The organism is Spirillospora sp. NPDC029432 (assembly GCF_040703975.1).
Taxonomy (GTDB): Bacteria; Actinomycetota; Actinomycetes; order Streptosporangiales; family Streptosporangiaceae; genus Spirillospora.
In genome coordinates this window covers 98,814-118,285 of the sequence record NZ_JBEZWH010000011.1, presented here as the reverse complement: position 1 = coordinate 118,285, position 19,472 = coordinate 98,814, and the positions used below count along the sequence as shown (strand labels likewise).

General features: G+C 73.3%; 22 protein-coding genes and 1 pseudogene. 9 read left to right on the top strand and 14 right to left on the bottom strand.

Annotation, left to right across the window (positions count from 1 at the left end):
- Nucleotides 1-65: 65 nt before the first annotated feature.
- Complete coding sequence (locus tag AB0881_RS11855) at nucleotides 66-974, bottom strand: hypothetical protein (protein ID WP_366616364.1); 909 nt, start codon at nucleotides 972-974, stop codon at nucleotides 66-68.
- A 94-nt stretch (nucleotides 975-1,068) separates the two neighbouring features.
- Complete coding sequence (locus AB0881_RS11850; RefSeq protein WP_366616362.1) at nucleotides 1,069-2,019, bottom strand: YafY family protein; 951 nt, start codon at nucleotides 2,017-2,019, stop codon at nucleotides 1,069-1,071.
- A 62-nt stretch (nucleotides 2,020-2,081) separates the two neighbouring features.
- Between AB0881_RS11850 and AB0881_RS11845 the strand changes: the two genes are divergently transcribed.
- Entirely contained in the window at nucleotides 2,082-3,224 is a 1,143-nt protein-coding gene (locus AB0881_RS11845; RefSeq protein WP_366616360.1) for an epoxide hydrolase family protein, read from the top strand.
- Here the strand turns inward: AB0881_RS11845 and AB0881_RS11840 are convergent.
- Nucleotides 3,221-4,117 carry a LysR family transcriptional regulator gene (locus tag AB0881_RS11840; protein ID WP_366616359.1) on the bottom strand — a complete coding sequence of 299 codons (897 nt, stop codon included), beginning with the start codon at nucleotides 4,115-4,117 and terminating at the stop codon, nucleotides 3,221-3,223. The two genes, AB0881_RS11845 and AB0881_RS11840, sit on opposite strands and share 4 nt — an antisense overlap.
- Before the next feature lie 74 nt (nucleotides 4,118-4,191).
- Between AB0881_RS11840 and AB0881_RS11835 the strand changes: the two genes are divergently transcribed.
- Nucleotides 4,192-5,085, top strand: a complete 894-nt coding sequence (locus tag AB0881_RS11835) for an EamA family transporter (RefSeq protein ID WP_366616358.1) — start codon at nucleotides 4,192-4,194, stop codon at nucleotides 5,083-5,085.
- Here the strand turns inward: AB0881_RS11835 and AB0881_RS11830 are convergent.
- The 3 genes from AB0881_RS11830 to AB0881_RS11820 form a co-directional block, all read right to left on the bottom strand.
- On the bottom strand, nucleotides 5,048-5,656 hold the full coding sequence (locus AB0881_RS11830; RefSeq protein WP_366616357.1) for a hypothetical protein: 609 nt from the start codon (nucleotides 5,654-5,656) through the stop codon (nucleotides 5,048-5,050). The two genes, AB0881_RS11835 and AB0881_RS11830, sit on opposite strands and share 38 nt — an antisense overlap.
- Before the next feature lie 175 nt (nucleotides 5,657-5,831).
- Nucleotides 5,832-6,251: a histone-like nucleoid-structuring protein Lsr2 gene (locus AB0881_RS11825; RefSeq protein ID WP_366616356.1), complete on the bottom strand. Its 420-nt coding sequence runs from the start codon at nucleotides 6,249-6,251 to the stop codon at nucleotides 5,832-5,834.
- 58 nt (nucleotides 6,252-6,309) lie between these two features.
- The gene (locus AB0881_RS11820) at nucleotides 6,310-6,972 is read right to left on the bottom strand and encodes a TetR/AcrR family transcriptional regulator (protein WP_366616355.1); all 663 of its coding nucleotides are present in this window, start codon (nucleotides 6,970-6,972) and stop codon (nucleotides 6,310-6,312) included.
- A gap of 54 nt (nucleotides 6,973-7,026) precedes the next feature.
- Here AB0881_RS11820 and AB0881_RS11815 point away from each other — a divergent pair, with 54 nt between their 5' ends.
- Nucleotides 7,027-8,421, top strand: a complete 1,395-nt coding sequence (locus AB0881_RS11815; RefSeq protein WP_366616353.1) for an MFS transporter — start codon at nucleotides 7,027-7,029, stop codon at nucleotides 8,419-8,421.
- A 150-nt stretch (nucleotides 8,422-8,571) separates the two neighbouring features.
- Here AB0881_RS11815 and AB0881_RS11810 read toward each other — a convergent pair.
- The 5 genes and pseudogenes from AB0881_RS11810 to AB0881_RS11790 form a co-directional block, all read right to left on the bottom strand.
- A pseudogene (locus AB0881_RS11810) lies at nucleotides 8,572-9,564 on the bottom strand (winged helix DNA-binding domain-containing protein); the annotation flags it as partial.
- Nucleotides 9,565-9,624: 60 nt separating this feature from the next.
- Nucleotides 9,625-10,359, bottom strand: a complete 735-nt coding sequence (locus tag AB0881_RS11805) for a maleylpyruvate isomerase family mycothiol-dependent enzyme (protein WP_366616352.1) — start codon at nucleotides 10,357-10,359, stop codon at nucleotides 9,625-9,627.
- 38 nt (nucleotides 10,360-10,397) lie between these two features.
- The gene (locus AB0881_RS11800; RefSeq protein ID WP_366616350.1) at nucleotides 10,398-10,574 is read right to left on the bottom strand and encodes a hypothetical protein; all 177 of its coding nucleotides are present in this window, start codon (nucleotides 10,572-10,574) and stop codon (nucleotides 10,398-10,400) included.
- A 28-nt stretch (nucleotides 10,575-10,602) separates the two neighbouring features.
- The gene (locus AB0881_RS11795; RefSeq protein ID WP_366616349.1) at nucleotides 10,603-11,397 is read right to left on the bottom strand and encodes a methyltransferase domain-containing protein; all 795 of its coding nucleotides are present in this window, start codon (nucleotides 11,395-11,397) and stop codon (nucleotides 10,603-10,605) included.
- 23 nt (nucleotides 11,398-11,420) lie between these two features.
- Nucleotides 11,421-11,912, bottom strand: a complete 492-nt coding sequence (locus AB0881_RS11790) for a pyridoxamine 5'-phosphate oxidase family protein (protein WP_366616347.1) — start codon at nucleotides 11,910-11,912, stop codon at nucleotides 11,421-11,423.
- Between the two features lie 131 nt (nucleotides 11,913-12,043).
- Between AB0881_RS11790 and AB0881_RS11785 the strand changes: the two genes are divergently transcribed.
- On the top strand, nucleotides 12,044-13,000 hold the full coding sequence (locus AB0881_RS11785; protein ID WP_366616346.1) for an alpha/beta hydrolase: 957 nt from the start codon (nucleotides 12,044-12,046) through the stop codon (nucleotides 12,998-13,000).
- A gap of 295 nt (nucleotides 13,001-13,295) precedes the next feature.
- Here AB0881_RS11785 and AB0881_RS11780 read toward each other — a convergent pair whose 3' ends face one another.
- Nucleotides 13,296-13,724 carry an ATP-binding protein gene (locus AB0881_RS11780; RefSeq protein WP_366616345.1) on the bottom strand — a complete coding sequence of 143 codons (429 nt, stop codon included), beginning with the start codon at nucleotides 13,722-13,724 and terminating at the stop codon, nucleotides 13,296-13,298.
- Between the two features lie 101 nt (nucleotides 13,725-13,825).
- On the opposite strand from AB0881_RS11780, the gene AB0881_RS11775 reads away from it, so the two are divergent.
- The 4 genes from AB0881_RS11775 (at nucleotide 13,826) to AB0881_RS11760 (ending at nucleotide 16,229) form a co-directional block, all read left to right on the top strand.
- Nucleotides 13,826-14,641 carry a DUF5753 domain-containing protein gene (locus AB0881_RS11775; protein WP_366616344.1) on the top strand — a complete coding sequence of 272 codons (816 nt, stop codon included), beginning with the start codon at nucleotides 13,826-13,828 and terminating at the stop codon, nucleotides 14,639-14,641.
- The gene (locus tag AB0881_RS11770; protein WP_366616343.1) at nucleotides 14,638-14,829 is read left to right on the top strand and encodes a DUF397 domain-containing protein; all 192 of its coding nucleotides are present in this window, start codon (nucleotides 14,638-14,640) and stop codon (nucleotides 14,827-14,829) included. The genes AB0881_RS11775 and AB0881_RS11770 overlap by 4 nt, the downstream gene beginning before the upstream one ends.
- A gap of 257 nt (nucleotides 14,830-15,086) precedes the next feature.
- Entirely contained in the window at nucleotides 15,087-15,278 is a 192-nt protein-coding gene (locus tag AB0881_RS11765) for a DUF397 domain-containing protein (RefSeq protein ID WP_366616483.1), read from the top strand.
- A gap of 195 nt (nucleotides 15,279-15,473) precedes the next feature.
- On the top strand, nucleotides 15,474-16,229 hold the full coding sequence (locus AB0881_RS11760; protein WP_366616342.1) for a hypothetical protein: 756 nt from the start codon (nucleotides 15,474-15,476) through the stop codon (nucleotides 16,227-16,229).
- Between the two features lie 4 nt (nucleotides 16,230-16,233).
- Here AB0881_RS11760 and AB0881_RS11755 read toward each other — a convergent pair whose 3' ends face one another.
- Nucleotides 16,234-17,643 carry a protein kinase gene (locus AB0881_RS11755; RefSeq protein ID WP_366616481.1) on the bottom strand — a complete coding sequence of 470 codons (1,410 nt, stop codon included), beginning with the start codon at nucleotides 17,641-17,643 and terminating at the stop codon, nucleotides 16,234-16,236.
- 300 nt (nucleotides 17,644-17,943) lie between these two features.
- Nucleotides 17,944-18,429 carry a hemerythrin domain-containing protein gene (locus tag AB0881_RS11750; protein WP_366616340.1) on the bottom strand — a complete coding sequence of 162 codons (486 nt, stop codon included), beginning with the start codon at nucleotides 18,427-18,429 and terminating at the stop codon, nucleotides 17,944-17,946.
- Nucleotides 18,430-18,584: 155 nt separating this feature from the next.
- On the opposite strand from AB0881_RS11750, the gene AB0881_RS11745 reads away from it, so the two are divergent.
- Nucleotides 18,585-19,460: a TIGR03619 family F420-dependent LLM class oxidoreductase gene (locus AB0881_RS11745; RefSeq protein WP_366616339.1), complete on the top strand. Its 876-nt coding sequence runs from the start codon at nucleotides 18,585-18,587 to the stop codon at nucleotides 19,458-19,460.
- Nucleotides 19,461-19,472 lie beyond the last annotated feature (12 nt).

Sequence of the window (19,472 nt, the reverse complement as noted above, 5' to 3'; positions counted from 1 at the left end):
AGCACCGGGGCCCGGACACCACCACCGCCCCCCTGCCGCGGCCGAGCGCGCGGAAGCGGACCGGACTACCGCCCGGCCGCGCGCGGCGGTCTGATCCGGCGGCGCGTCCAGGGACCTGGCGCGGCGGCCCCGACCTCGGTCTCGGTCATGGGGAAGGCGTGCCCGGCCGCCGGGAGGCGCGGGCGCGTCCCGGCGCGCAGCGCCTCGCCGTGCAGGCGGACGGCCTCGTCGTAGCGGCGCAGGAAGAAGAGCCTCCACAGGGCCAGGGGCAGCCTCCGGCCGGACACGAGCCGGGTGGCCCGAGGAGCGGCGGGCCCGGCGGTGCGGCGATGCCGGACTCCGCGGTGCCCGGGACGTCCGGCCGGTCGCGCGCCCTCGGCTCGCCGGGCGGCCCTCGGGCCGGGCAGGCGGATCCAGCCGCGCGTCCTGGTCTCCTTCACCGACACGTGGATCGGCCGGTAGGCGTCCGGCTCGCTCTCCGGGTGGTGGCGTACGACCTCGTCGTAGAACCAGTCGGAGGCGATGAGCGCCAAGGGGCCGGCGGACTCGCGCAGGGCGTCCTTGAGGGGCGCCGCGTCCAGCAGGCGGGCCGCCAGGTTGATGGCGCTGCCGGCGACGCCGTGCTCGTCGTGGTGCACCTCGCCGGCGTGCAGCGCCGCGCGCAGCTCGATCCGGGCCGTCTCGGGCGCCTTCGCGTTGCAGGACTCCAAGGCGGCGGCCAGCTGGAGCGGCAGCGCGACCGCGAGCCGCTCTTTGGGCACGTCCGCGGGCACCAGGATGAGCACGCCGTCGCCGCGGTCCTCCCAGCGGCAGTCCTCGCAGCGCACGCCGGACCGCTTGAGCGCCCGCCGCAGCGCCCGGTAGAGGCCCTCGCGCACGGCGATCTGGTCGCGGTTGGTGCGCCGCCGGTCGCCGAAGCCCGCCACGTCCACGTACACGATCGCCCAGTGCATGGCGGGCGCCACTTCTCGCACAGCCACCCCTCGGTGCTCGAAATACCGTGCAGATGCATGAGCTAATGCACGTGCATTTCCGAGATGGTAGCGCGCCGCCACCCTCCGCGCCCTGTTATGGCGCGAAAGCGTCGGCGGCGCGGGTGGAGAGGGTCGCCAGGGCGGACAGGAGTTCGGGTGGGCCCGTGACGTGGAAGCCGGCGTCGAGCATGAGGATGTGCAGGGCGAGCTGCAGGGGAGTGTCGCCGCCCGCGTGGACGAGGCAGGTGTGCTCGTCCAGGGGTTCGACCAGGATCGCGGGAGGAACGCGGGCCGCGATCGTCTCCGCGGGGGCGTGGACGGTCACCTCCGCCCTGTAGCGGGACAGCGCGGTGTCGACGCCGCGCGGGACGAGGTCGGCCGGCGGGTCCTCGCGCGGGGCGAAGCGCGGGCCGTGCGGGACGCGCAGGGCCATCCGGTCGGCGCGGAACGTGCGCCAGCCGTCGCGCCCGACGTCCCAGGCGAGGAGGTACCAGCGGCGCCCCATGCTCACGAGGCGGTACGGCTCCACGTCGCGGACGAGGCCGGCGCCGTCGTGCGTGCGGTAGTCGAAGCGCAGCCGGTGGCGGTCGCGGCAGGCGGCGGCGATGGCGGTGAGGACCTCGGCCGGTACGGAAGGCGTAGGGGCGCCCGTGGGGAGCGGGGTCGTGTACTCGTGCAGGGCGTTCACGCGTTCGCGCAGCCGTGCGGGGAGGACCTGCTCCAGCTTGGCGAGGGCGCGGACGGAGGTCTCCTCGATGCCCGCGACCGTGCCCGCCGCGGCGGTGCGCAGGCCGATCGCGACCGCGACGGCCTCGTCGTCGTCCAGCAGCAGCGGCGGCAGGGAGGTGCCCGCGCCCAGGCGGTAGCCGCCGTGCACGCCGGGCGCGGCGTGGACGGGATAGCCGAGGTCGCGGAGCTTGCCGATGTCGTAGCGCAGGGTGCGGGGGCTGACCGCCAGGCGCTCGGCCAGTTGCGCGCCCGTCCAGTCGGGACGCGTCTGCAACAGCGACAGCAGGCGGAGGAGTCGTGCCGAGGCTTCCAGCATGGGATCGATTGTCCCGGCAATCGCGGCAAGGATCCTGCCGCATCGCTTCCTAGGGTCGGGGCATGAGCGACAACGAGATCCGCCCGTTCCGCATCGACGTCCCGCAGGCCGACCTGGACGATCTGCGCGAGCGCCTGGCCCGCACGCGGCTCCCGGGGGAGGTGCCCGGCGGCGGCCGGAACCGCGGCCTTCCGGCCGGCGAGCTGCGCGAGCTGGTCGAGTACTGGGCCACCGGGTACGACTGGCGCGAGCACGAGGCCAGGATCAACGCCCACCCGCAGTACGTGACCGAGATCGACGGCCAGGACGTCCACTTCCTGCACGTCCGCTCGCCCGAGCCGGACGCGACGCCGCTCGTCCTCACGCACGGCTGGCCGGGGTCGGTCGCGGAGTTCCTCGACGTGATCGGCCCGCTCACCGACCCGCGGGCGCACGGTGGGGACCCCGCCGACGCGTTCCATCTGGTCGTCCCGTCCCTGCCCGGCTACGGCTTCTCCGCGCCGCTCAGGGAGGACGGCTGGGACCTGCGCCGCATCGCGAAGGCGTGGGCGGCGCTGATGGCCCGCCTGGGGTACGACCGGTACGGCGCGCAGGGCGGCGACTGGGGTTCGGGCGTGTCCCGGGAGCTCGCCAAGGTGGACCCCGCGCACCTCATCGGAGTCCACGTCAACTACCTTCTGACGTTCCCGTCGGGACAGGAGGGAGAGCTGGACGGGCTCACCGGCGCCGACCGGGAGCGGCTCGCGGGGCTGGAGCGCTTCCAGGGCGAGCTGGGCGGCTACATGGCGATCCAGGGGACGCGGCCCCAGACGCTCGCGTACGGGCTGGCGGACTCGCCGGCGGGCCAGCTGGCCTGGATCGCGGAGAAGTTCGCCGAATGGACCGAGGACGGCGTGGACCGCGACGCCCTGCTGACCAACGTCACCCTCTACTGGCTGACCAACACGGCGGCCTCCTCGGCGCAGCTGTACTACGAGTTCGCGCACGCGGGCTGGAGCATGCCGGAGCCGTCGACCGTGCCCACGGGGGTCGCCGTGTTCCCGTACGACATCGCCCTGCCCGTCCGGGCCCTCGCGGAACGCGACGAGAAGATCGTGCACTGGACGGAGTTCGAGCACGGCGGGCACTTCGCCGCGCTGGAACGGCCCGACCTGCTCGCCGGCGACGTCCGCGCGTTCTTCCGGGGGCTGCGCCAGGCCCGCTAGGGCACGGAGCGGCGCAGCGCGTCCAGGCCGTTCGCGATGGCGGGCCGCCGGTCGCCGCCCCGGCGGACGCAGGTGATGATCCGCCGGGACGGCACCGGCTCGCCGCGCAGCGGCACCCGGAGGACCTGGTGCTCGGGCGGCAGCGGCGCGAGCCGGGGGACCAGCCCGATCCCGAACCCGGCCGCCACCAGCGCGGCGACCGCGAACCACTCGTTGGCGTGGTGGGCGATCCGCGGCGTGAACCCCGCCGCGGCGCAGGCGGTGAGCATCAGGTGGTGCTGGTCGCCGCGGTCGGGGGAGCCGATCCAGGGCTCCCGCGCGGCGTCGGCCAGGACGGGCCGCGGCCGTTCCGCCAGGGGGTGGCCGGGCGGGACGAGCAGGTCCTGCGGCTCGTCCAGCAGGGGGTGCTGCTCGAAGCGCGGGTCGTCCGGCGGGGGGCCGTCGGCGGTCGGGATGAGCACGGCGATGTCGAGCCGCCCCGCCAGCAGCAGCGGGAACGCGTCCTCGCTCTCGGTCTCGCTCATCCGGACGTCCAGCCGCGGATGCTCCCGGCCGAGCAGCACGGCCGCCGGGGTGACGATCGCGGCCAGGGCGCTCGACACCGAGCCGAGCCGCAGCCGCCCGGCGGCGCCGTCCTGGTGCGCGGCGATGTCGGCCTGGGCGCGTTCCCACTGGGCGAAGAGGACGTCGGCGTGGTCGAGGACGGTGTACGCGGCGGGCGTGAGCCGTACGCGGCGCCCCTGGGCCTCCAGGAGCGTGACGCCCAGATCGCGCGCGAGGAGGCGGAGCTGCTGGGAGACCGTCGAGGGCGTGAGGTGCAGGATCTCCGCCGTCGCGGTGACCGTGCCCTGCTCTCTCAGCACGCGCAGCGCCTGCAGCCGAGGATCGATCATGCGGCGATTCAACACGATCCGGTGCGGGATCTTTCGATGGACCCGCACGGTGGGGGCTGCGCAGACTCGGGCACATGTCCCGTGCCTCGCTCGTGCCGGCGCCCGTCCTGGTCCTGGGCAGCGTCGTGTCGGTCCAGACGGGCCAGGCGCTCGGCAAGCAGCTGTTCGGTGAGGCGGGCCCGCTGGGGGTCGTCACGCTCCGGCTCGCGTTCGCCGCCGCGTTCCTGCTGCTCCTCTGGCGGCCCCGATGGCCCGGACGGGAGGCGCTCCCGCTCGTCGCCGCGCTGGGCACGGCCATCGCCGGGATGCAGTTCATCTATCCGGCGATGGCCCTGCTCCCGATCGGGATCGCCTCGACGGTGCAGTTCCTCGGGCCGCTCGTCCTGGCCCTGACCGGTTCGCGGCGTCCGGCCGACCTGCTCTGGGCGGGCCTGGCGGGAGTCGGCGTCGTCCTCATCTACCGGCCGGGCGGCGAGATCCCCTCCCTCGCGGGGCTGGCGTTCGCGCTGGCGTCGGGCGGGTTCATGGCGGCCTACCTGGTGCTGAACAAGCGCGCGGGCGCCCGTTCCGGCGACGGCTCGCTGCTCACCTGGGCGGTGGTCTTCGCCGCCGCGCTCACGCTGCCGCTCGGGCCCCTGTCCACCGGAACGGACCTGTTCCGCCCGGGCCTCCTGCTGGCGGGGGCGGGCGCGGCCCTGGTCTCCGCGGTCGTCCCGTGGTCGCTCGACCTGGCCGCCCTCCGCCGCCTCCCCGAACGCGTCCTGGCCGTGATGGTGAGCCTGGAGCCCGCCGCCGGAGCCGTCGCGGGACTCGTCCTGCTGGCGGAGGACCTGTCGGCGTCCCAGTGGGCGGCCATCGCCTGCGTCAGTGTCGCGTCCGCCGGGGTCGTCGCCACCGCCGCCCGGAACGGCGGCGGCGACCGCCCGCGCGTCAGCCCTGCGGCGGCGGAGCCAGCTCGGCGTGCCTGACCTTGTACCCGCCGCGCGTGACGGGGGCGAACGCGGCCGGGGCCTGGCAGGTGCCGACCCTGCCCTCGACCCACTCGCCCTGCTCGTTCTGGTCGGCGTTGCCGATCGACCACGAGAAGCCGACCCGGTCGCGTCCCTTGGGGCCGTCCTGGACGCTGAACCCGAGCCGCTTGCCGACCCAGTCCTTGACTACGTCGTCGGCGCGCACGACCTTCGCCGTCAGCGCCGCGTTCCCCGGGCTGGTCGTCATGCAGTCCACGACGGCCTCGAACCGGACGGTCACCTTGTCCTTCGCGACGTAGTGCGACACCTTCACGGTTCCGGTCGCGTCCGAGGGCAGCCCTCCGGGGAGGCCGGGCATCGGGCGCGAGTACGGCTTGGCGCGCGCGTCGAAGGTGAAGGTGCGGACGTCGTCGTCGGGCGCGTACGTCAGCCGGAAGTCGGCCGACCCCCGCACGCTCGCGGTGTCGGGCCCGGCCGGGCGTTCCTGCGGCAGCGCGTACGCGGCGGTGCCCATTCCGGCCACCGACGCGAACGCGAGGGTCGCGGCCACGATCGTCAGCTTGCGCATCTCGTACCCCCTGGGGAGTCGCTCCGGGCCGCTCTGACCCGGGCGCTTCCGATCCTCCGGCCCGGCGCCGCCCCGGAGACTCCCCCGTGGAGGCGGGACGGATCCCCCGCGGGGAGGAGATGCGAACGGGCGGCACGGGCGGAGCCGCGCCGCCCGTGCCGCCCGCGGCGGACCCTTACTCCTCGGTCGCCGGCTCCTCGGAGCCGGTCTCCGGCCTGGGGTTGGGGTCGGCGTCGGGGTACGCCGCGATGAACGCCGCGTACACCTCGTCGGCGATGACGCCCTTGGCCGACACCTCGACGTCGTTGGCGCGCGCCCACTCCCGCACGTCGGTGTTGGTGTAGCCCTTGATCTTCGCCGGTGCGGCCGCCTTGCGTCCCCGTCCGGCGGCCTTCACCTCGCGCGCCTTCTCCACGAACGCCTCGATCGTGTCGATCGCGTCGCGCAGGCGCTTGTCGTTCGCGTCGCTCAGGTCGATCGTGAACTTCCGTCCCAGGACGTCGAAGTCACGCTTGGCGACGTCGCTCTCCTCGGTGCCGTCCATGTCGTCAACGAGGATGACCTTCTCGGCCATGTGGTCCTTTCCGCTAGCCACCGTGAGCATCAAGACGCTAGCGGATTCCGGCAGGTAGTCGGGCCGGACGCGCCCGGGTTCACCCCTCCGGGAGGAGCCCTCGCACCAGCGCTCGCAGCCCTTCCGCGTAGGTGTCGCGCGCGGTCAGCTCGGTCCAGCGGGCGCCCACGGAGGCCAGCCGCGGGTAGGCGGCGGGGTCGATCCCGGCGAAGACGCGGTCGCGGTACGTGGGGCGCTCGTCCTGGGCGCGGCGGCGCGCCGACGTCGCCGTGGTGATGATCTGGCCGGCGGTGTAATACCAGACCGTCCGGTACGCGTCGACGGCCTCCTCCAGGCCCAGGCCGGCGGCGACGGCGGCGTCCACGATGTGCTCGGAGTACCAGAGGGCCGCCTCGGCCATGAGGTCGTCGGCGGTGAGGACCTCCACGATCCACGGGCAGCCCGCCAGCAGGTCGTGCATGGCGGTCGCGACCGTCACGAGCCGTTCGCGCGGGTCCGCGGGCAGCGGGTCGGGGCGCGGCGCCGAGGCCGCGATGTCGTCCAGCAGCAGGAGCAGCAGCTCCTCCTTGTCGCGCACGTGGTGGTACAGCGCCATCGGCGTGCTGCCGATCTCCCTGGCCAGCCCGCGCATCGTGAGCTTGCCGACGCCCTGCTCGGCCACGATCCGCCGGGCCGTCCCGACGATCTCCGCGCGCGAGATGCGGGGCGGCCTTCCGGTGGTCCTGCGCTCTGCGGTCGGCATGCCCCCATCATCGCGGCCTCGACAGCCGCGATCTTCCTCGGCTACTTTTTATACATGTATAAAAACTCCGTGGTGCTCGCGGCGGTGGCCGTCGCGCAGTTCCTCGTCGCCCTCGACATGGCCGTGGTGAACGTCGCCCTGCCGTCCATGCAGCAGTCCCTCGGGTTCGCTCCCGCCGACCTGGCCTGGGTCGTGCACGTCTACGCGCTCACGTTCGGCGGGTTCCTCCTCCTGGGCGGGAGGGCGGCCGACCTGTACGGGCGCCGCCGCCTGTTCGTCGGCGGCCTCGTCGCCTTCGGCCTCGCCTCCCTGGCCGGCGGCATGGCGCAGGCCCCCTGGCAGCTCATCGCGGCCCGCGCCGTCCAGGGCCTGGCGGCCGCCGCCGTCGCCCCCGCGGCGCTGGCCATGCTGGCCACGACGTTCCCCGAGGGCCGCGAACGGGTCCGCGCCCTCGGCGTATGGAGCGCGGTGAACGCGGCGGGTGGCGCCCTGGGCGTCCTCGCGGGCGGGCTGCTGACCGAGTACGCGGGCTGGCGCTGGGTCATGCTCGTCAACCTGCCGATCGTCGGCGCCGCCCTCGCGCTGTCCGGAGCGGCGCCCGCCGGCCGTCCCGGGATCCGCCGGCGGCTCGACCTCCTCGGGGCCGTCCTGGCGACGTCGGGCACCGGCCTGCTCGTCTACGGCGTCACCACCGCGCGATGGCCCCTGCTCGCCGTCGCCGCGGCGCTCCTGGCCGCGTTCGTGTACGCGGAGACCCGCACGTCCAGCCCGCTCCTGCGGCTCGGCATCCTGAAGAGCCGCTGGGTCGCGGGCGCGAACGTCTTCGTCTTCCTGGCGGCCGCCGGCCAGTTCGCGGCGTTCTACTTCGTCTCCCTCTACATGCAGCACGTCCTGCGCATGAGCGCCGCCGCCACCGGCGCGGCCTTCCTGCCGTTCTCCCTGGGCGTCATCGTCGGGACGGTCTTCGCGACCCGCCTGACCAACGGCCGGGGGCCCCGCGCGTCCCTGATCCCGGGCGGCCTGCTGGCGGCCGCGGGCCTGGCGTGGTTCGCCTGCCTCTCCCCGGGCGGGAACGTCTGGGCCGACGTCATCGGGCCGTCCATCGTCACCAGCATCGGCTTCGGACTCTGCCTCGGCCCCGTGGCCGCCGCCGCCACGACCGGTGTCGCGCCCCAGGAGGCCGGAACGGCGTCGGCCGTCCTCAACAGCGCCCGCCAGCTGGGCGGCTGCGTCGGCCTGGCGGCCCTTTCCAGCCTCGCCGCCCACCGCACCGGCTCCCGTACGGCCGCCGAGGCCCTCAACAGCGGCTACGCCCTGGGCCTGGCCGCGGCGGCGGCCCTGCTCGTCCTCGCCGTGCTGACCGCCCTCACCGTCCTGCCCCGCAGGCCGGCGACCGTCCCCGCCGAAGAGCCCCTTCGCGGCGGCACCCGCCTGGAGGAGCGCGCCTGATCCACCGGCCAGGGTCCGCGTGGTGGCGTCGGGGAGCCTGCCCCACCAGTGGTGGTAGCGCCGGTAGACCTCGGGCTGCCGGCCCGCCAGGAAGCGCAGCAGGGAACGGGCCTCCGCCGCGAGCCCCTCCCAGGCGTCCTCGGGGAGGGGATGGAAGGCGGTGGCCTCGATCCCCTCCCCGGCCGCCCGCCACACGCCCGCGACCCGCCCGTCCACCAGCAGCGTCGGCAGCACGTCCCCGTTCCGGCGGATGACGAGCGGCCGGTACTCCGGCGGGAGGACGTGGTCGCGGTCGGCGTGGGACAGCAGCACGCTGTCCCACATCGCCATCAGCCGCGGCGGCGCCGGCGTGTCCGCGGCGGGCCGCGGCGCCCCCGGCAGGTCGTACAGCACGGCCCCGCCGGGGCCCTCCAGCCGTTCCAGATCGTCGCCCATGGCCCGTACGGCCGCCGTGACCCGCGTCCGCCGGACGGTCGCGAACCGCGCGATGTCCGCCACCGTCCCCGGCCCGAACCCCTCCAGGTACCGGCGGACGAGCACCCGCAGCGCCGCGTCCGCCGCCTCCGGCTCGTCCAGCACCGGCCGCGCGCCCGCCGCGACGAACGACGGCCGCGCACCGAACGACCACGGCCCGCCGGCGGGCACGTGCACCAGCGGCGCGTACTGCCGCAGCAGCCGCCACGCCGTGCCGTCCATCGGCGCGCCCAGCCGCTCCGAGAGCCATCCCCGCAGCTCCTCGCCGGTCCGTGGCCGATCGGCGTACTCCAGCAGGTCCGGAAGCAGCGCCTGAACGTCCCCCGCACTCAGCCCCGCGACGGCGAAGCGCCGGTCACCGAGCCGGGACGCCCGCAGCGTGGGCTCCATGGCCTCCCGGAACGCCCGGTGATCGGCGCCGTGCACGGCGTGCAGCGTGACCCGCATCAGCGTCGTCCTGACCACGTCCCGCCGGGCCAGCGCGCCGTCCAGCTCGCCCGCGTCGAACCCGGCAAGCCGGTTCCAGAGGGCCACGTAGGGCGAGGCCGCCTCCTGCGCCTGCAGCGCCACGACCCGCCGCACCGCGTCCGCGACCCCGAGCGCCGCCCGGTCGAGCAGCAGCTGCCGTCCCAGCACGGCCCGGTTGAGCCCCCGCCCAGTGATCTTCATGCGGGAACGGTAACGCCGTCGGCGCCCACCGCCCAGACCAGGTCCGACTCTCGTTGAGCGTCAGAGGGCGTAGTTGCGGAGGTGGCGCAGCGCGATGGCGGCGTGCGGCCCCTCGGCGGCCAGCTTCGACTCCGCGGCGGGGAGCCGCCGCGCGCCCACCCGGCAGAACTCGCCGGCCTCCCCGCGGATCACCGACCCGGCCGCCGGGTCGCCGAACTCCCACAGGTCGCCGTCCGGGCCGGTCAGCTCGCAGCGGACGGGCCCGGCCCGCTCCCCGGCGGCGGCCAGGGCGTACGGCAGGGTGCGGTGGCCGAGCCAGGCGATGTGGCGCAGCCGCGCGGTGTCGGGGTAGGGGAGGGCCAGCGGGACGGTGATGTCGAGCGCGTGCGCCCAGTGCTCGGCGATCCGCGTCGTGGCGAGCGTGCGGGGCGACAGGGACGAGGCGACCCACGGCAGGCGGGTGCCGGGCGGGCAGGCGCGGATGGCCGCCAGCGCTTCGCGGGCGCCGTCCCGCCAGCGGGCCAGCAGCTCCTCGGGGGAGGTGCCGCGCTGGGCGGCGACCAGGCGGTCGGCGGCCTCGTCCACCGTGAGGCCGTCGTCGCGGGCGAACGCGGCGCTCTCGCCGGCGGCCGAGGCGATCGCGAGCTCGTTCGTCTGCGCCAGGTGGATCACCACGTCGGCGACCGTCCAGCCGCCGGCCGCCGACGGCGCGGCCCACGCCGCGGCGTCCAGGCCGGCCAGGACCCCGTCGAGGTGCTCGAACTCCGCCGCCAGATCGTCGAAGACGTCGCCCATGCCCCGACCGTACCGAATCAGATTCGGTACGGCCAGGGTCAGTGTGCGGCGAGGCGGGCGGCGAGCCCGTCGAGGAAGCGGTCGAGGCCGTAGGAGAAGCCGGCCTCGCGCAGCCCGGCCGGGTCGCCGTCCGGCCGCAGGCTCTCGGCCCACTCCCGCTCGGTGCGGCCGCTGCGGGCGAGCATGGACAGGTACGCCGCCTCGCTGATGCTCATGCCGATCACGTACGGCCCGGCCTGAGGCTCAGCGCGGGCGGCGGGCGCGGGCGCAGACCTGGCTGATCTCGATCTCGTACGGCATGCCCTCGCCGTCCAGCCGGTCGAGCACCCCGGCCCACCGGGACAGGTCGCCGCGGGTGGCGAGGCCCTCGCTCACCAGGGCCTCGCGGGCCGCCCAGGACGGGGGCCGCATGCCGGGCCGGAGCCCGATCGTGCGGCCCCGGTCGTCGGCCCGCGCCCCCTCCAGCCCGGCCGCGGTGAGCAGGTCGGGGAGGCGGCGGCCGATCGTGAGGTCGTTGCCGCGCTTGGCGTGCAGCGCGCGGTACGCCTCTTCGAGGTCCTCCAGCCCCGGCAGCACCGGCGCGCCCCTGCGCCCGGCGTCCACGTCGACCAGGTACACCGTCCCGCCCGGCCGCGCCAGGGACGCGAGGTGGTCGACGATCGCCTGCTCGCGGCCGCCGTTGTGCGCCAGCACGTGCCGCATCATGACCACGTCGAACGATCCCGGCTCCAGCCCCGTGGCGTCCGCGTCCCCCTGGGAGAACGCCGCGTTGGCGAGACCGGACCGGGCCGCCAGCTCGCGGGCCGCCGCCAGCGCGGACGCGTCCCGGTCCACCCCGCGCACGCCGCCGGACGGCCCGACGAGCCGGGCCAGGACGGCGCTGATCGCGCCCGGCCCGCACCCGACGTCCGCGACGCGGGCGCCCGGGCGGACGCCCGCCGCCTCCCACAGGTCCCGCTCGTCCTCCCGGGCGGCCTCGGCCATCTGGCCGTACCGGCCGACCTCGGCGTCGCTGAGGCGCAGCGAATAGTCGCTCATCCCCGCAGTATGCGCTCCGGGCGTCAGGCCAGCCAGCGGCCGTCGCGCATCAGGTCGCGCCCGGACAGCTCGTTCTCCTCGCGCCACGCCTGCACCCGCTGCGGAAGCACGCGGAACCACCGGTACGGCGAGCCCGCCGAACGCGGGTCGAAGCCCGTCCGCGCGGCGAACCGTTCGGCCCGCTCCGCCGGCAGCGCGCCCATCTCCAGCACCTCGACCGTGCCGTCGATCATGGCCACGTCGCGGGTGCGGCCGAGCCCCAGCCGGACGGTCCCGGAGGCGGCCAGGTTCCGGCCGGTCGGGCTCGCCGCCGGGGTGGCGAGCAGCAGCGCCTCGCCGTCCCAGTCGAACGACAGCGGCACCAGGTACGGCGCGCCGTCCGCCGACGCGCTGGCCACCCACACGTCGACGTCGTGGGCGAGCCGGTGCTCGGTGTCGCGGCGGCGCTCGGCGCGCGACCGCGCGGCGGCGGGGCCCGCCTTCTCCTCGGCCGTGTCCACGGAAGGGTCGGTCATCTCGCACTCCTGTCGTCCAGGGGGCCGCCGCCGGCCCGGCTCGGTCATCCGGTCTGATCGCCGTGCCCACAGTCTCTCGCGTCGCCGGACCCGTCCCGCCTACCCTTGCCGCACCCGAAGGGAGGGGCGCCGTGCGGTACGACGACTGGGGCGAGCGGTCGCCGCGCTGGGCCGGGATCCGCAGCGTCATGACCGAGGTCCACGGCACGCCGGTGCACTACCTGCGCGCGCCCGGCCCGCCCGAGGCGCCGGTACGGCTGCTCGTGCATCCGATGGGCGCGACCGGGACGTTCTGGATGGACGTCATCCCGCTCCTCGCGCCCCACGGAACGGTGATCGCGCCGGACCTGCCCGGCACGTTCAGCGGCCACACCGGCACGCCGCACCCCCGTGCAGCGAAGGCGCACGTCAACGCCCGGTTCCTCGCGGCGTTCACCCGCACGCTCGGGCTGGAGCGGACGCTCGTCCACGGCTGGTCCATGGGCGGGCTGGTGGCCCTCCTGTACGCAAGCCGCGCCGCCGGCGTGGAACGCCTGGTCCTGGCGAACCCGACCCTCCCCGGCCCCCTCACCACCGCGGAGGCGGCCGGCTGGCAGACCCTCGGCCGGCTCGCGCTGGCCACGGCCGTGCCGGTGCTGCGCGGCACGCTGCGCCTGTACGGCCGCAAGCTTCTGGAGGCCAAGCTCGCCAAGGGCGACCCGCTGACCTCGCCCGGCGGCAGGCTGGACCTGTCCGGCGGCGACCTGACGCGCGTGTCGCCCGAACTGGTCGAGCTCCACGCCGAGGAACGCCGGGCGATGCTCGACCGCCCGGACCGGCTGGCCGCCGCCATCGTCGCGTTCGCCTCGGCCACGGAGTCCATGTTCGTCGCCCGGCGTCCCGTACTCGACGCGATCGACGCCCTGCCCGTCCCCACCCTGCTCCTCTGGGGCGACCAGGACCCGCTCATCGAACGCCCCGTGATCGACCACCTCCTGGCCCGCCGCCCCGACTGGGAACTGCGCACGATCGAGGGCGCGGGCCACCTGATGCCGATGGAGACCCCCGCCGAATACGCCGAGGCCGTGACCCGCTGGACCGCCCCCTAGGATGCCCCGGGTTCGAGGACGCGCGCCGTCCGGCCCCTTTCGCGTCCAGCCCTCTGCCAGAAGTGAGGCAGGAAAAGCGTGAACTCGAAAACCGGCTCGACAGTTACCGAAGGAATCTCATGTCGGCTCGGCAGGCTGGGATGAGGACCAGGGCTGCCAGGACGCTGATATCGCGTGGCTACGGGAGATCGGCCAAGCGATCGATGCGGCGATCCGCGGTGCGTACGGTCGGCACGATCTGATCCCGTAGCTCGATGGGGATTTCGTGGATCGCAGGGCGGGCTCTTCTGGGGCGCTAGGGGTGTAGACGTGCCCATACCCACTTTCCACCCTTGGGGTCTCGGGTGTAGCCGCGGGCCGTGGAGAGGGCCTGTACGAGGGGTAGGCCCCAGCCGCCGTTGCTGTCGTACGACCCCTCTGTGACGTCGAGCGTTTCGAGGGTGAGTTCGACGACGGGCTTGGGGATCGGGAGCCGCCGGCTGGAGTCCCAGACCGCGATGATGATCCCTTCCATGTCCCGGCTGAGCTGGAAGCGGATCTCTCTGAGCGGGGTTGCTTCGGCGGCGTTGGCGATCAGTTCTGTGATGACGAGCATGGCGTCATCGAGAACGTGTGAATAGTCCCATTTGTGGAGCCTTTGCCCGGCCAATGTCCGCGCCAGTCCGATTGCGGCCGGTGATGCTAGCAGGGGCATGAACAGGTCGTCTGTCTTCGGTGCCAGCATTGTCGCCTCCCCGACATACTTTCCGGTTTCCGCGTCTCAGGTTGGCGTGAGCGCCCTACTGTTGCCCTGTCTCCGGAAAGGAACGAAACACAGGAGGATCAATGCCGATCGTCCGTGACCCCCTCGACCCCAAGATCTCGATGTGGCACTTCCTCGCCTTCTATATGCGCTGGTGGCGCGAGAAGGAGGGGCTGTCACTCGCACAATGCGGACAAATCATGAGTGCCGCCCGCTCGACTGTTTGCAACATGGAGGCGGGCAGGCAGCGGCCGCATGACGACCAAATGCGCCTTCTGGACAAAAAGTACAAGACGGGCGTTTTGTTTCAACTGCTTCTCTGGTATGCCCGTACGGCCCATGACCCCGACTGGTTCCGCCAGTACAGTCAGTACGAAACAGAGGGGTCCTGTCTCAGGTACTTTCATGGGCAAGCTGTCCCGCTCCCACTCCAGACCGATGAGTACACCTGGGCGCTAGTGGAGGCCTCAACCTCGCGGAACCGTGAGGACAAGATGGCCGACCGCCTTGCCCGCAAGAAGGCGATCCTTGAGCGCGAGAGCGTTCCAGACATCTGGATACTTCTGGACGAGAGCGTTCTGATCCGCCAGGTGGGTGGGCCTGAGGTGATGAAGGCCCAACTCGTTCACCTGCAGAAGATGGCCACTGAGCCGAACGTGATTCTGCGCGTGGTCCCGTTCACGGCAGGCGCGACCCTCGGACTGGATGGATCCCTCCAGATCATCAGCCTTGAGGGACGCGATATCGCGTACGCGGGGGCTCAGGGCGGGGGGCGGCTGATCGAATCACCGAGCGAGGTCAGGGCCGCGGCGGATAAGTTCGATCGTATCGGGGCGAAAGCCGCCTCCGAGGATGGGTCTCTTGACATCATCCAGCAGTATCTGGAGCGATACGAATGATCGTGCAGTGGCGGAAGAGTTCTCACAGCGGCGGAGTGGACGACGATGCTTGCGTTGAGCTGGGGCGGCTGGCTCAGGGTGTTGGGGTGCGGGACTCCAAGAACCCGACCGGTGGGCACTTGAGCTTGACCGCTGATCAGTTTGCTGCGCTGGTTGCGGGGATCAAGCAGAGGCCGTACGGCCTCTGAGAGGAGGGGGCGCGTCCAGCCGCAGCGTGATCGTCCGTGAGCGCGACGTCGCCTGCGGCTGGAAGTGCTTACCGTTCAAGAACATCCCCTTCAGACGAGTTGGTTCGGCCTCAGCAGGATGAGTTGACGTCGTGCCCTGCTTGCTGCGTGCCCACGGCGCGGCGCCTCGCAATGGTTGGCGTTCGATCGGATGGGTGGGAATCTGGACTCTCAGGAAGTTTCGCGTGATCTGATCCGGAAGCCTTGGAGAGTTGGCCGTGATCGTGCAGTGGCGCAAGAGTTCGTACAGCGGCGGGGCGGACGACAAGGCCTGCGTCGAGGTGGGGCGTCATGCGCAGGGTGTGGGGGTCAGGGACTCGAAGGATCCAGAGGGAGTGCGCTTGAGCTTGTCCGTCGATCAGTTCGCTGGGCTGGTTGAGGGGATCAAGCAAGGGGCGTACGGCCGCTGAGCGAGACCTCATCGGTTCGCGCGGTGCTGCCCTTCGCCGCCTTCTTCCTGGTCTTCGGGCGGCCTCCGCGCCCAGCGCGGGGCGGGGCGGCCGGGGCCCGCCGCTCGTACCGCCGTCTGGGAGGTGCCGGTCGCCGGATCCGGCGCACCGACTCGTGCGTCCCCCACGCGGCGGACGGTCCCCTAGGGTGCGGGGATGTCGTACGTGCTTCACGCCGTCGTCGGCGACTTCGACCGCCTCCGGAGCCTGTCGGCGGGGTTGCCGCGTGCCGTGGTGGCGCCGCTCCGGCAGCGGTTCGGGCTGCTGCCGGTGACCGGCGAGATCTTCGACGGGCTGGGCGGCGGGCGGCGGCAGGTGGAAGAGCCGTTCGTGTTCATGTCCCCGGGGCTCGCCGAGCTGCTGGCGGACTGGTCGCGGGGCGGCCCGGTCGCGTACGTGGAGGCGGACTTCTTCGGCGGCAGCGGCGACCAGGCCGCCGCCCTGTGGGAGGACGGCCGCCGCACCTGGGGTCCCGTGAACGCCTGGATCACGGCGGGCCCGGCCGAGAAGTGGCCGACCAACGCCGTGCTCGCGCGCCTCGGCGCGATCCCGGCGGGCGAGTTCGACCTCTTCGACACGGTCGGCTTCGGGCGGGAGCGCGACATGGAGGGGTGGCGCGAGGCGGGCCTGCGCGCCCTGGACGCCGCCGACTACGACGCCTGGGAGGCGGCGCGCCGCGCGCGGGACGAGGCCGCGGCCCGCGAGGCCGCCGAACGCGACCGGTACGTCCGGCGTGCCGACGTGCCGGTCGTGCTCGACGGAAAGGCGGTGATGGAGGTGCTCGGCATCCCGCCGTCCCGGCTGGTGGGCGCCGCGGTCCGGCACCTCCAGGAAGTGCACCTGGAACGCGGCCCCCTCACTCCGGACGAGGCCGCCGCCGAACTCCGCCGCTGGGCCGCCCGGACGCTCTGAGCCGTCAGCCGATGGTGAACTCGAAGACGAGCTGTCGGTCCGAGTCGCTGCCGCTCTGCTCCTCGGCGGAGATGCCGGCATACGAGATCTTCAGTGAGTCCCGGGTGATGACCTCCAGTGAGCAGCCGCTGAGATCGGTGCACTCCGATCGGGGATCCCCGAACATCACGGACCGCACGCCGGGCAGCGCGCGGAGCCAGGCGACCGACTCGTTGATCATGCGCTCCGTGTCGCAGCCACCGACACTGGTGGAGGAGGTCGAGAGGTCCTCGCACAGGATCGCCTCCACCTCCACCCGGCCTTTGCTGAGTCTCTCGAAGTCGGTCGCCTCGCCGGGGATCGTCCCCGACAGCATGCCCATGTTCGCCTCGTAGCGCGCGTTCTCCCGCATCTCCATGAGCAGCGGCGTCGCCGATCCGGCGAGGACGAGCAGCAGGACGGCGGCCCCCACGGAGAGAAGGGCGGCCTTCTTGGGCGGCAGGCGGCGCGGCGGCCGGGACGAGGACGCCTGCGGATCGGTCGGCTGCGCGAACGGCGGCTGCGGAACGTACCGCTTCGTCGGCGTCTGGACGGTCACCGGCGGCGGCAGCGGCGGCCCGTCCTGGGTGAGCGCGGCGAGCAGGGCGTACAGCTGGTCGCCGGAAGGGCGCTGCACCGGGTCCCGGTGCAGCAGCGTCCTGAGCACCGGTTCGAGCGGACCGGCCTGGACGGGCGGCGGCGGGTCCTCGGTGGCGATGGCGACGAAGACGGCCCCGGTGCTCGCGCCCTGGAACGGGGAGCGGCCCTCCACGGCGGTGTAGAGCGTCGCGCCGAGCGACCACAGGTCGGACGCGGCCGTGACCTCCTGGCCGCGCACCTGCTCGGGCGACATGAAGGCGGGAGTGCCGAGGACCGAGCCCGTTCCGGTGAGCGTCGCATCGCCCTCGACGGCCGCGATGCCGAAGTCGGTCAGGATGACGCGGTCGTCTTCCAGCAGGACGTTCGCGGGCTTGATGTCACGGTGGGTGATGCCCGCCTGGTGGGCCGCGCGCAGGGCGTCCAGCACCTGCAGCCCGATCCGCGCCACCTGCTGCGGCGGCAGCGGCCCCTCGGCCTTCAGCAGTTCCTCCAGGGAACGCCCTTGCACCAGCTCCATGACGATCCACGGGCGCCCGTCCTCACCGGGGACGCGGTCGTACACGGTGACGATCCCCGGATGCCGCAGCCGGGCGGCGGCGCGCGCCTCCCGGTCCACGCGGGCGATCCACGTCCGCCGCCCGGCGTCGTCCAGCTGCTCGGGCAGGCGCAGCTCCTTGACCGCCACCTCCCGGTCGAGCTGCTCGTCGTGCGCCCGCCAGACCGCCCCCATCCCGCCGCGCCCCAGCAACTCGACCAGCCGGTACCGCCCCGCCAGCACCGTCCCGTCCCGCTCCATCGACTCCACGACCGCCACCCCTCACAGGAACACCCGCGTCTACTCGACCTTCATCATCATCTCAGCCACCGGCCCCCACCGGCAGCGCCCGATCCGGCCGGATCCTCGCCACCACATCGGACGGCGCCGAACTCCGGGACCTCGACCGCGGCCAGGCGATCGGCAGCCGGGAGAGCCATGACGGCCCGCTGCCCCTCGACCTCCGCTGCGACCGCCGGCTGTCATCGCTCCGCGCGGCGAACGACCGCCCCTACATCGATGAGGAACGCGCCCCGCCGGCGGCGTGCGGGACGCCGACGTTCACCGGCGGTGGTCGTCGCGCAGGAGGAAGTCCGGCTGGGAACGGGTCCACGCGGGAGCGTCGAGGGCGTTGAGGGCCTCGACGATCCGCCGCTCCTCGTACGTGAAGTGCGTTTCCATCAGCGCGGCGAGGCTGTCGACCTCCGTGCGCAGCACCGCGGGGTCGGTGTCCGGGGCGTCGAGCAGCGCCTGGAGGCGCTGGAGGGACTCCTCCACCAGGCGGTGGTCGCGGCGGAGTTCGTCCAGGACCGGGCGCAGTTCGGGGAACCGCTCGGCGAGCCTGGGGAACGCGTCGTCGTCCTCGCCGGTGTGGTGGCGTTCGAGGGCGGAGCAGAAGGTGAGGCAGTGGGCGCGCAGTTCGCGGGGGCGTGCGCCGCCGGCGGTGTCGATGTTCTCGCGCAGGGCCTCCAGTTCCTCGCGGAGCCAGAGGTGTACTTCGATGAGCTGGTGACCGAACGCCGCCAGGCGCTCGTGGGGTGTCGTCAAGGTCGTCCCTTGTTCCGGCGCCTCCATGCCCTCGGCGGTCTGCTTGCCGGGCGCACCGCGACGCTGCGAAATGATCTACCAAGCGGGTCGGTGCCGGGTCAACCGGGGGCCTGGGAGGCATACCCAAAGTGGAACGTGTTCTATATCCTCGCCGCATGAGGTTCACCTATGTGGAGTCCATGACGGATCCGGCGTACTACCTGCCGCTGGCCAAGGCGGCGGAGGAGGCGGGGTACGCGAGTTTCGCGGTGGCGGACTCGCTGGTCTATCCGCGGGAGTCCGACGCGGTCTATCCGTACACGCCCGACGGGGACCGGACGTTCCTCGACGGCAAGGACTTCATCGAGACGTTCACGCTGATCGCGGCCATGGGGGCGGTGACGGAGCGGATCCGGTTCACGCCGTTCGTGCTGAAGCTGGCGGTGCGGCCGCCGGTGCTGGTGGCCAAGCAGGCGAGCTCGATCGCGTACATGACCGGGAACCGGCTGGGGCTCGGGGTCGGGGTCAGCCCGTGGCCGGAGGACTTCGAGGTCATGGGGGTGCCGTGGGAGCGGCGCGGCAAGCGGATGAACGAGGCCATCGAGATCATCCGCGGGCTCACGAGCGGGGAGTACTTCGAGTACCACGGGGAGTTCTTCGAGCTGCCCGCGGTGAAGATGGCGCCGGCGCCGACCGAGCCGATCCCGATCCTGGTCGGCGGGCACAGCGAGCCCGCGCTGCGGCGGGCGGCGCGGCTCGGGGACGGCTGGATGCACGGCGGCGGCGAGGCCGAGGAGCTCGACCGGCTGCTGGAGCGGCTGCGGCAGATCCGCGAGGAGGAGGGGACGGCGGACAAGCCGTTCGAGATCCACGCGATCTCGCTGGACGCCTACTCGGCGGACGGCGTCAAGCGGCTGGAGGACAAGGGCGTCACCGATGTGATCATCGGGTTCCGGATGCCGTACATCAAGGGGCCCGACACCGAGCCGCTGGCGAAGAAGGTGGAGAACCTGGAGCGGTTCGCCGAATCGGTGATCGCCAAGGTCTCTTGACTCGAAACGAGA

Excerpts from the sequence above, each read along its gene's own strand:
- AB0881_RS11850 (WP_366616362.1), bottom strand. The coding sequence starts at position 2,019 with ATGCTGGAAGCCTCGGCACGACTCCTCCGCCTGCTGTCGCTGTTGCAG.
- AB0881_RS11755 (WP_366616481.1), bottom strand. The coding sequence starts at position 17,643 with ATGGAGCGGGACGGGACGGTGCTGGCGGGGCGGTACCGGCTGGTCGAG.
- AB0881_RS11795 (WP_366616349.1), bottom strand. The coding sequence starts at position 11,397 with ATGAGCGACTATTCGCTGCGCCTCAGCGACGCCGAGGTCGGCCGGTAC.
- AB0881_RS11790 (WP_366616347.1), bottom strand. The coding sequence starts at position 11,912 with ATGACCGACCCTTCCGTGGACACGGCCGAGGAGAAGGCGGGCCCCGCC.
- AB0881_RS11830 (WP_366616357.1), bottom strand. The coding sequence starts at position 5,656 with ATGCGCAAGCTGACGATCGTGGCCGCGACCCTCGCGTTCGCGTCGGTG.
- AB0881_RS11820 (WP_366616355.1), bottom strand. The coding sequence starts at position 6,972 with ATGCCGACCGCAGAGCGCAGGACCACCGGAAGGCCGCCCCGCATCTCG.
- AB0881_RS11835 (WP_366616358.1), top strand. The coding sequence starts at position 4,192 with ATGTCCCGTGCCTCGCTCGTGCCGGCGCCCGTCCTGGTCCTGGGCAGC.
- AB0881_RS11815 (WP_366616353.1), top strand. The coding sequence starts at position 7,027 with ATGTATAAAAACTCCGTGGTGCTCGCGGCGGTGGCCGTCGCGCAGTTC.
- AB0881_RS11760 (WP_366616342.1), top strand. The coding sequence starts at position 15,474 with ATGTCGTACGTGCTTCACGCCGTCGTCGGCGACTTCGACCGCCTCCGG.
- AB0881_RS11845 (WP_366616360.1), top strand. The coding sequence starts at position 2,082 with ATGAGCGACAACGAGATCCGCCCGTTCCGCATCGACGTCCCGCAGGCC.
- AB0881_RS11745 (WP_366616339.1), top strand. The coding sequence starts at position 18,585 with ATGAGGTTCACCTATGTGGAGTCCATGACGGATCCGGCGTACTACCTG.
- AB0881_RS11770 (WP_366616343.1), top strand. The coding sequence starts at position 14,638 with ATGATCGTGCAGTGGCGGAAGAGTTCTCACAGCGGCGGAGTGGACGAC.
- AB0881_RS11840 (WP_366616359.1), bottom strand. The coding sequence starts at position 4,117 with ATGATCGATCCTCGGCTGCAGGCGCTGCGCGTGCTGAGAGAGCAGGGC.
- AB0881_RS11800 (WP_366616350.1), bottom strand. The coding sequence starts at position 10,574 with ATGAGCATCAGCGAGGCGGCGTACCTGTCCATGCTCGCCCGCAGCGGC.
- AB0881_RS11780 (WP_366616345.1), bottom strand. The coding sequence starts at position 13,724 with ATGCTGGCACCGAAGACAGACGACCTGTTCATGCCCCTGCTAGCATCA.
- AB0881_RS11775 (WP_366616344.1), top strand. The coding sequence starts at position 13,826 with ATGCCGATCGTCCGTGACCCCCTCGACCCCAAGATCTCGATGTGGCAC.
- AB0881_RS11805 (WP_366616352.1), bottom strand. The coding sequence starts at position 10,359 with ATGGGCGACGTCTTCGACGATCTGGCGGCGGAGTTCGAGCACCTCGAC.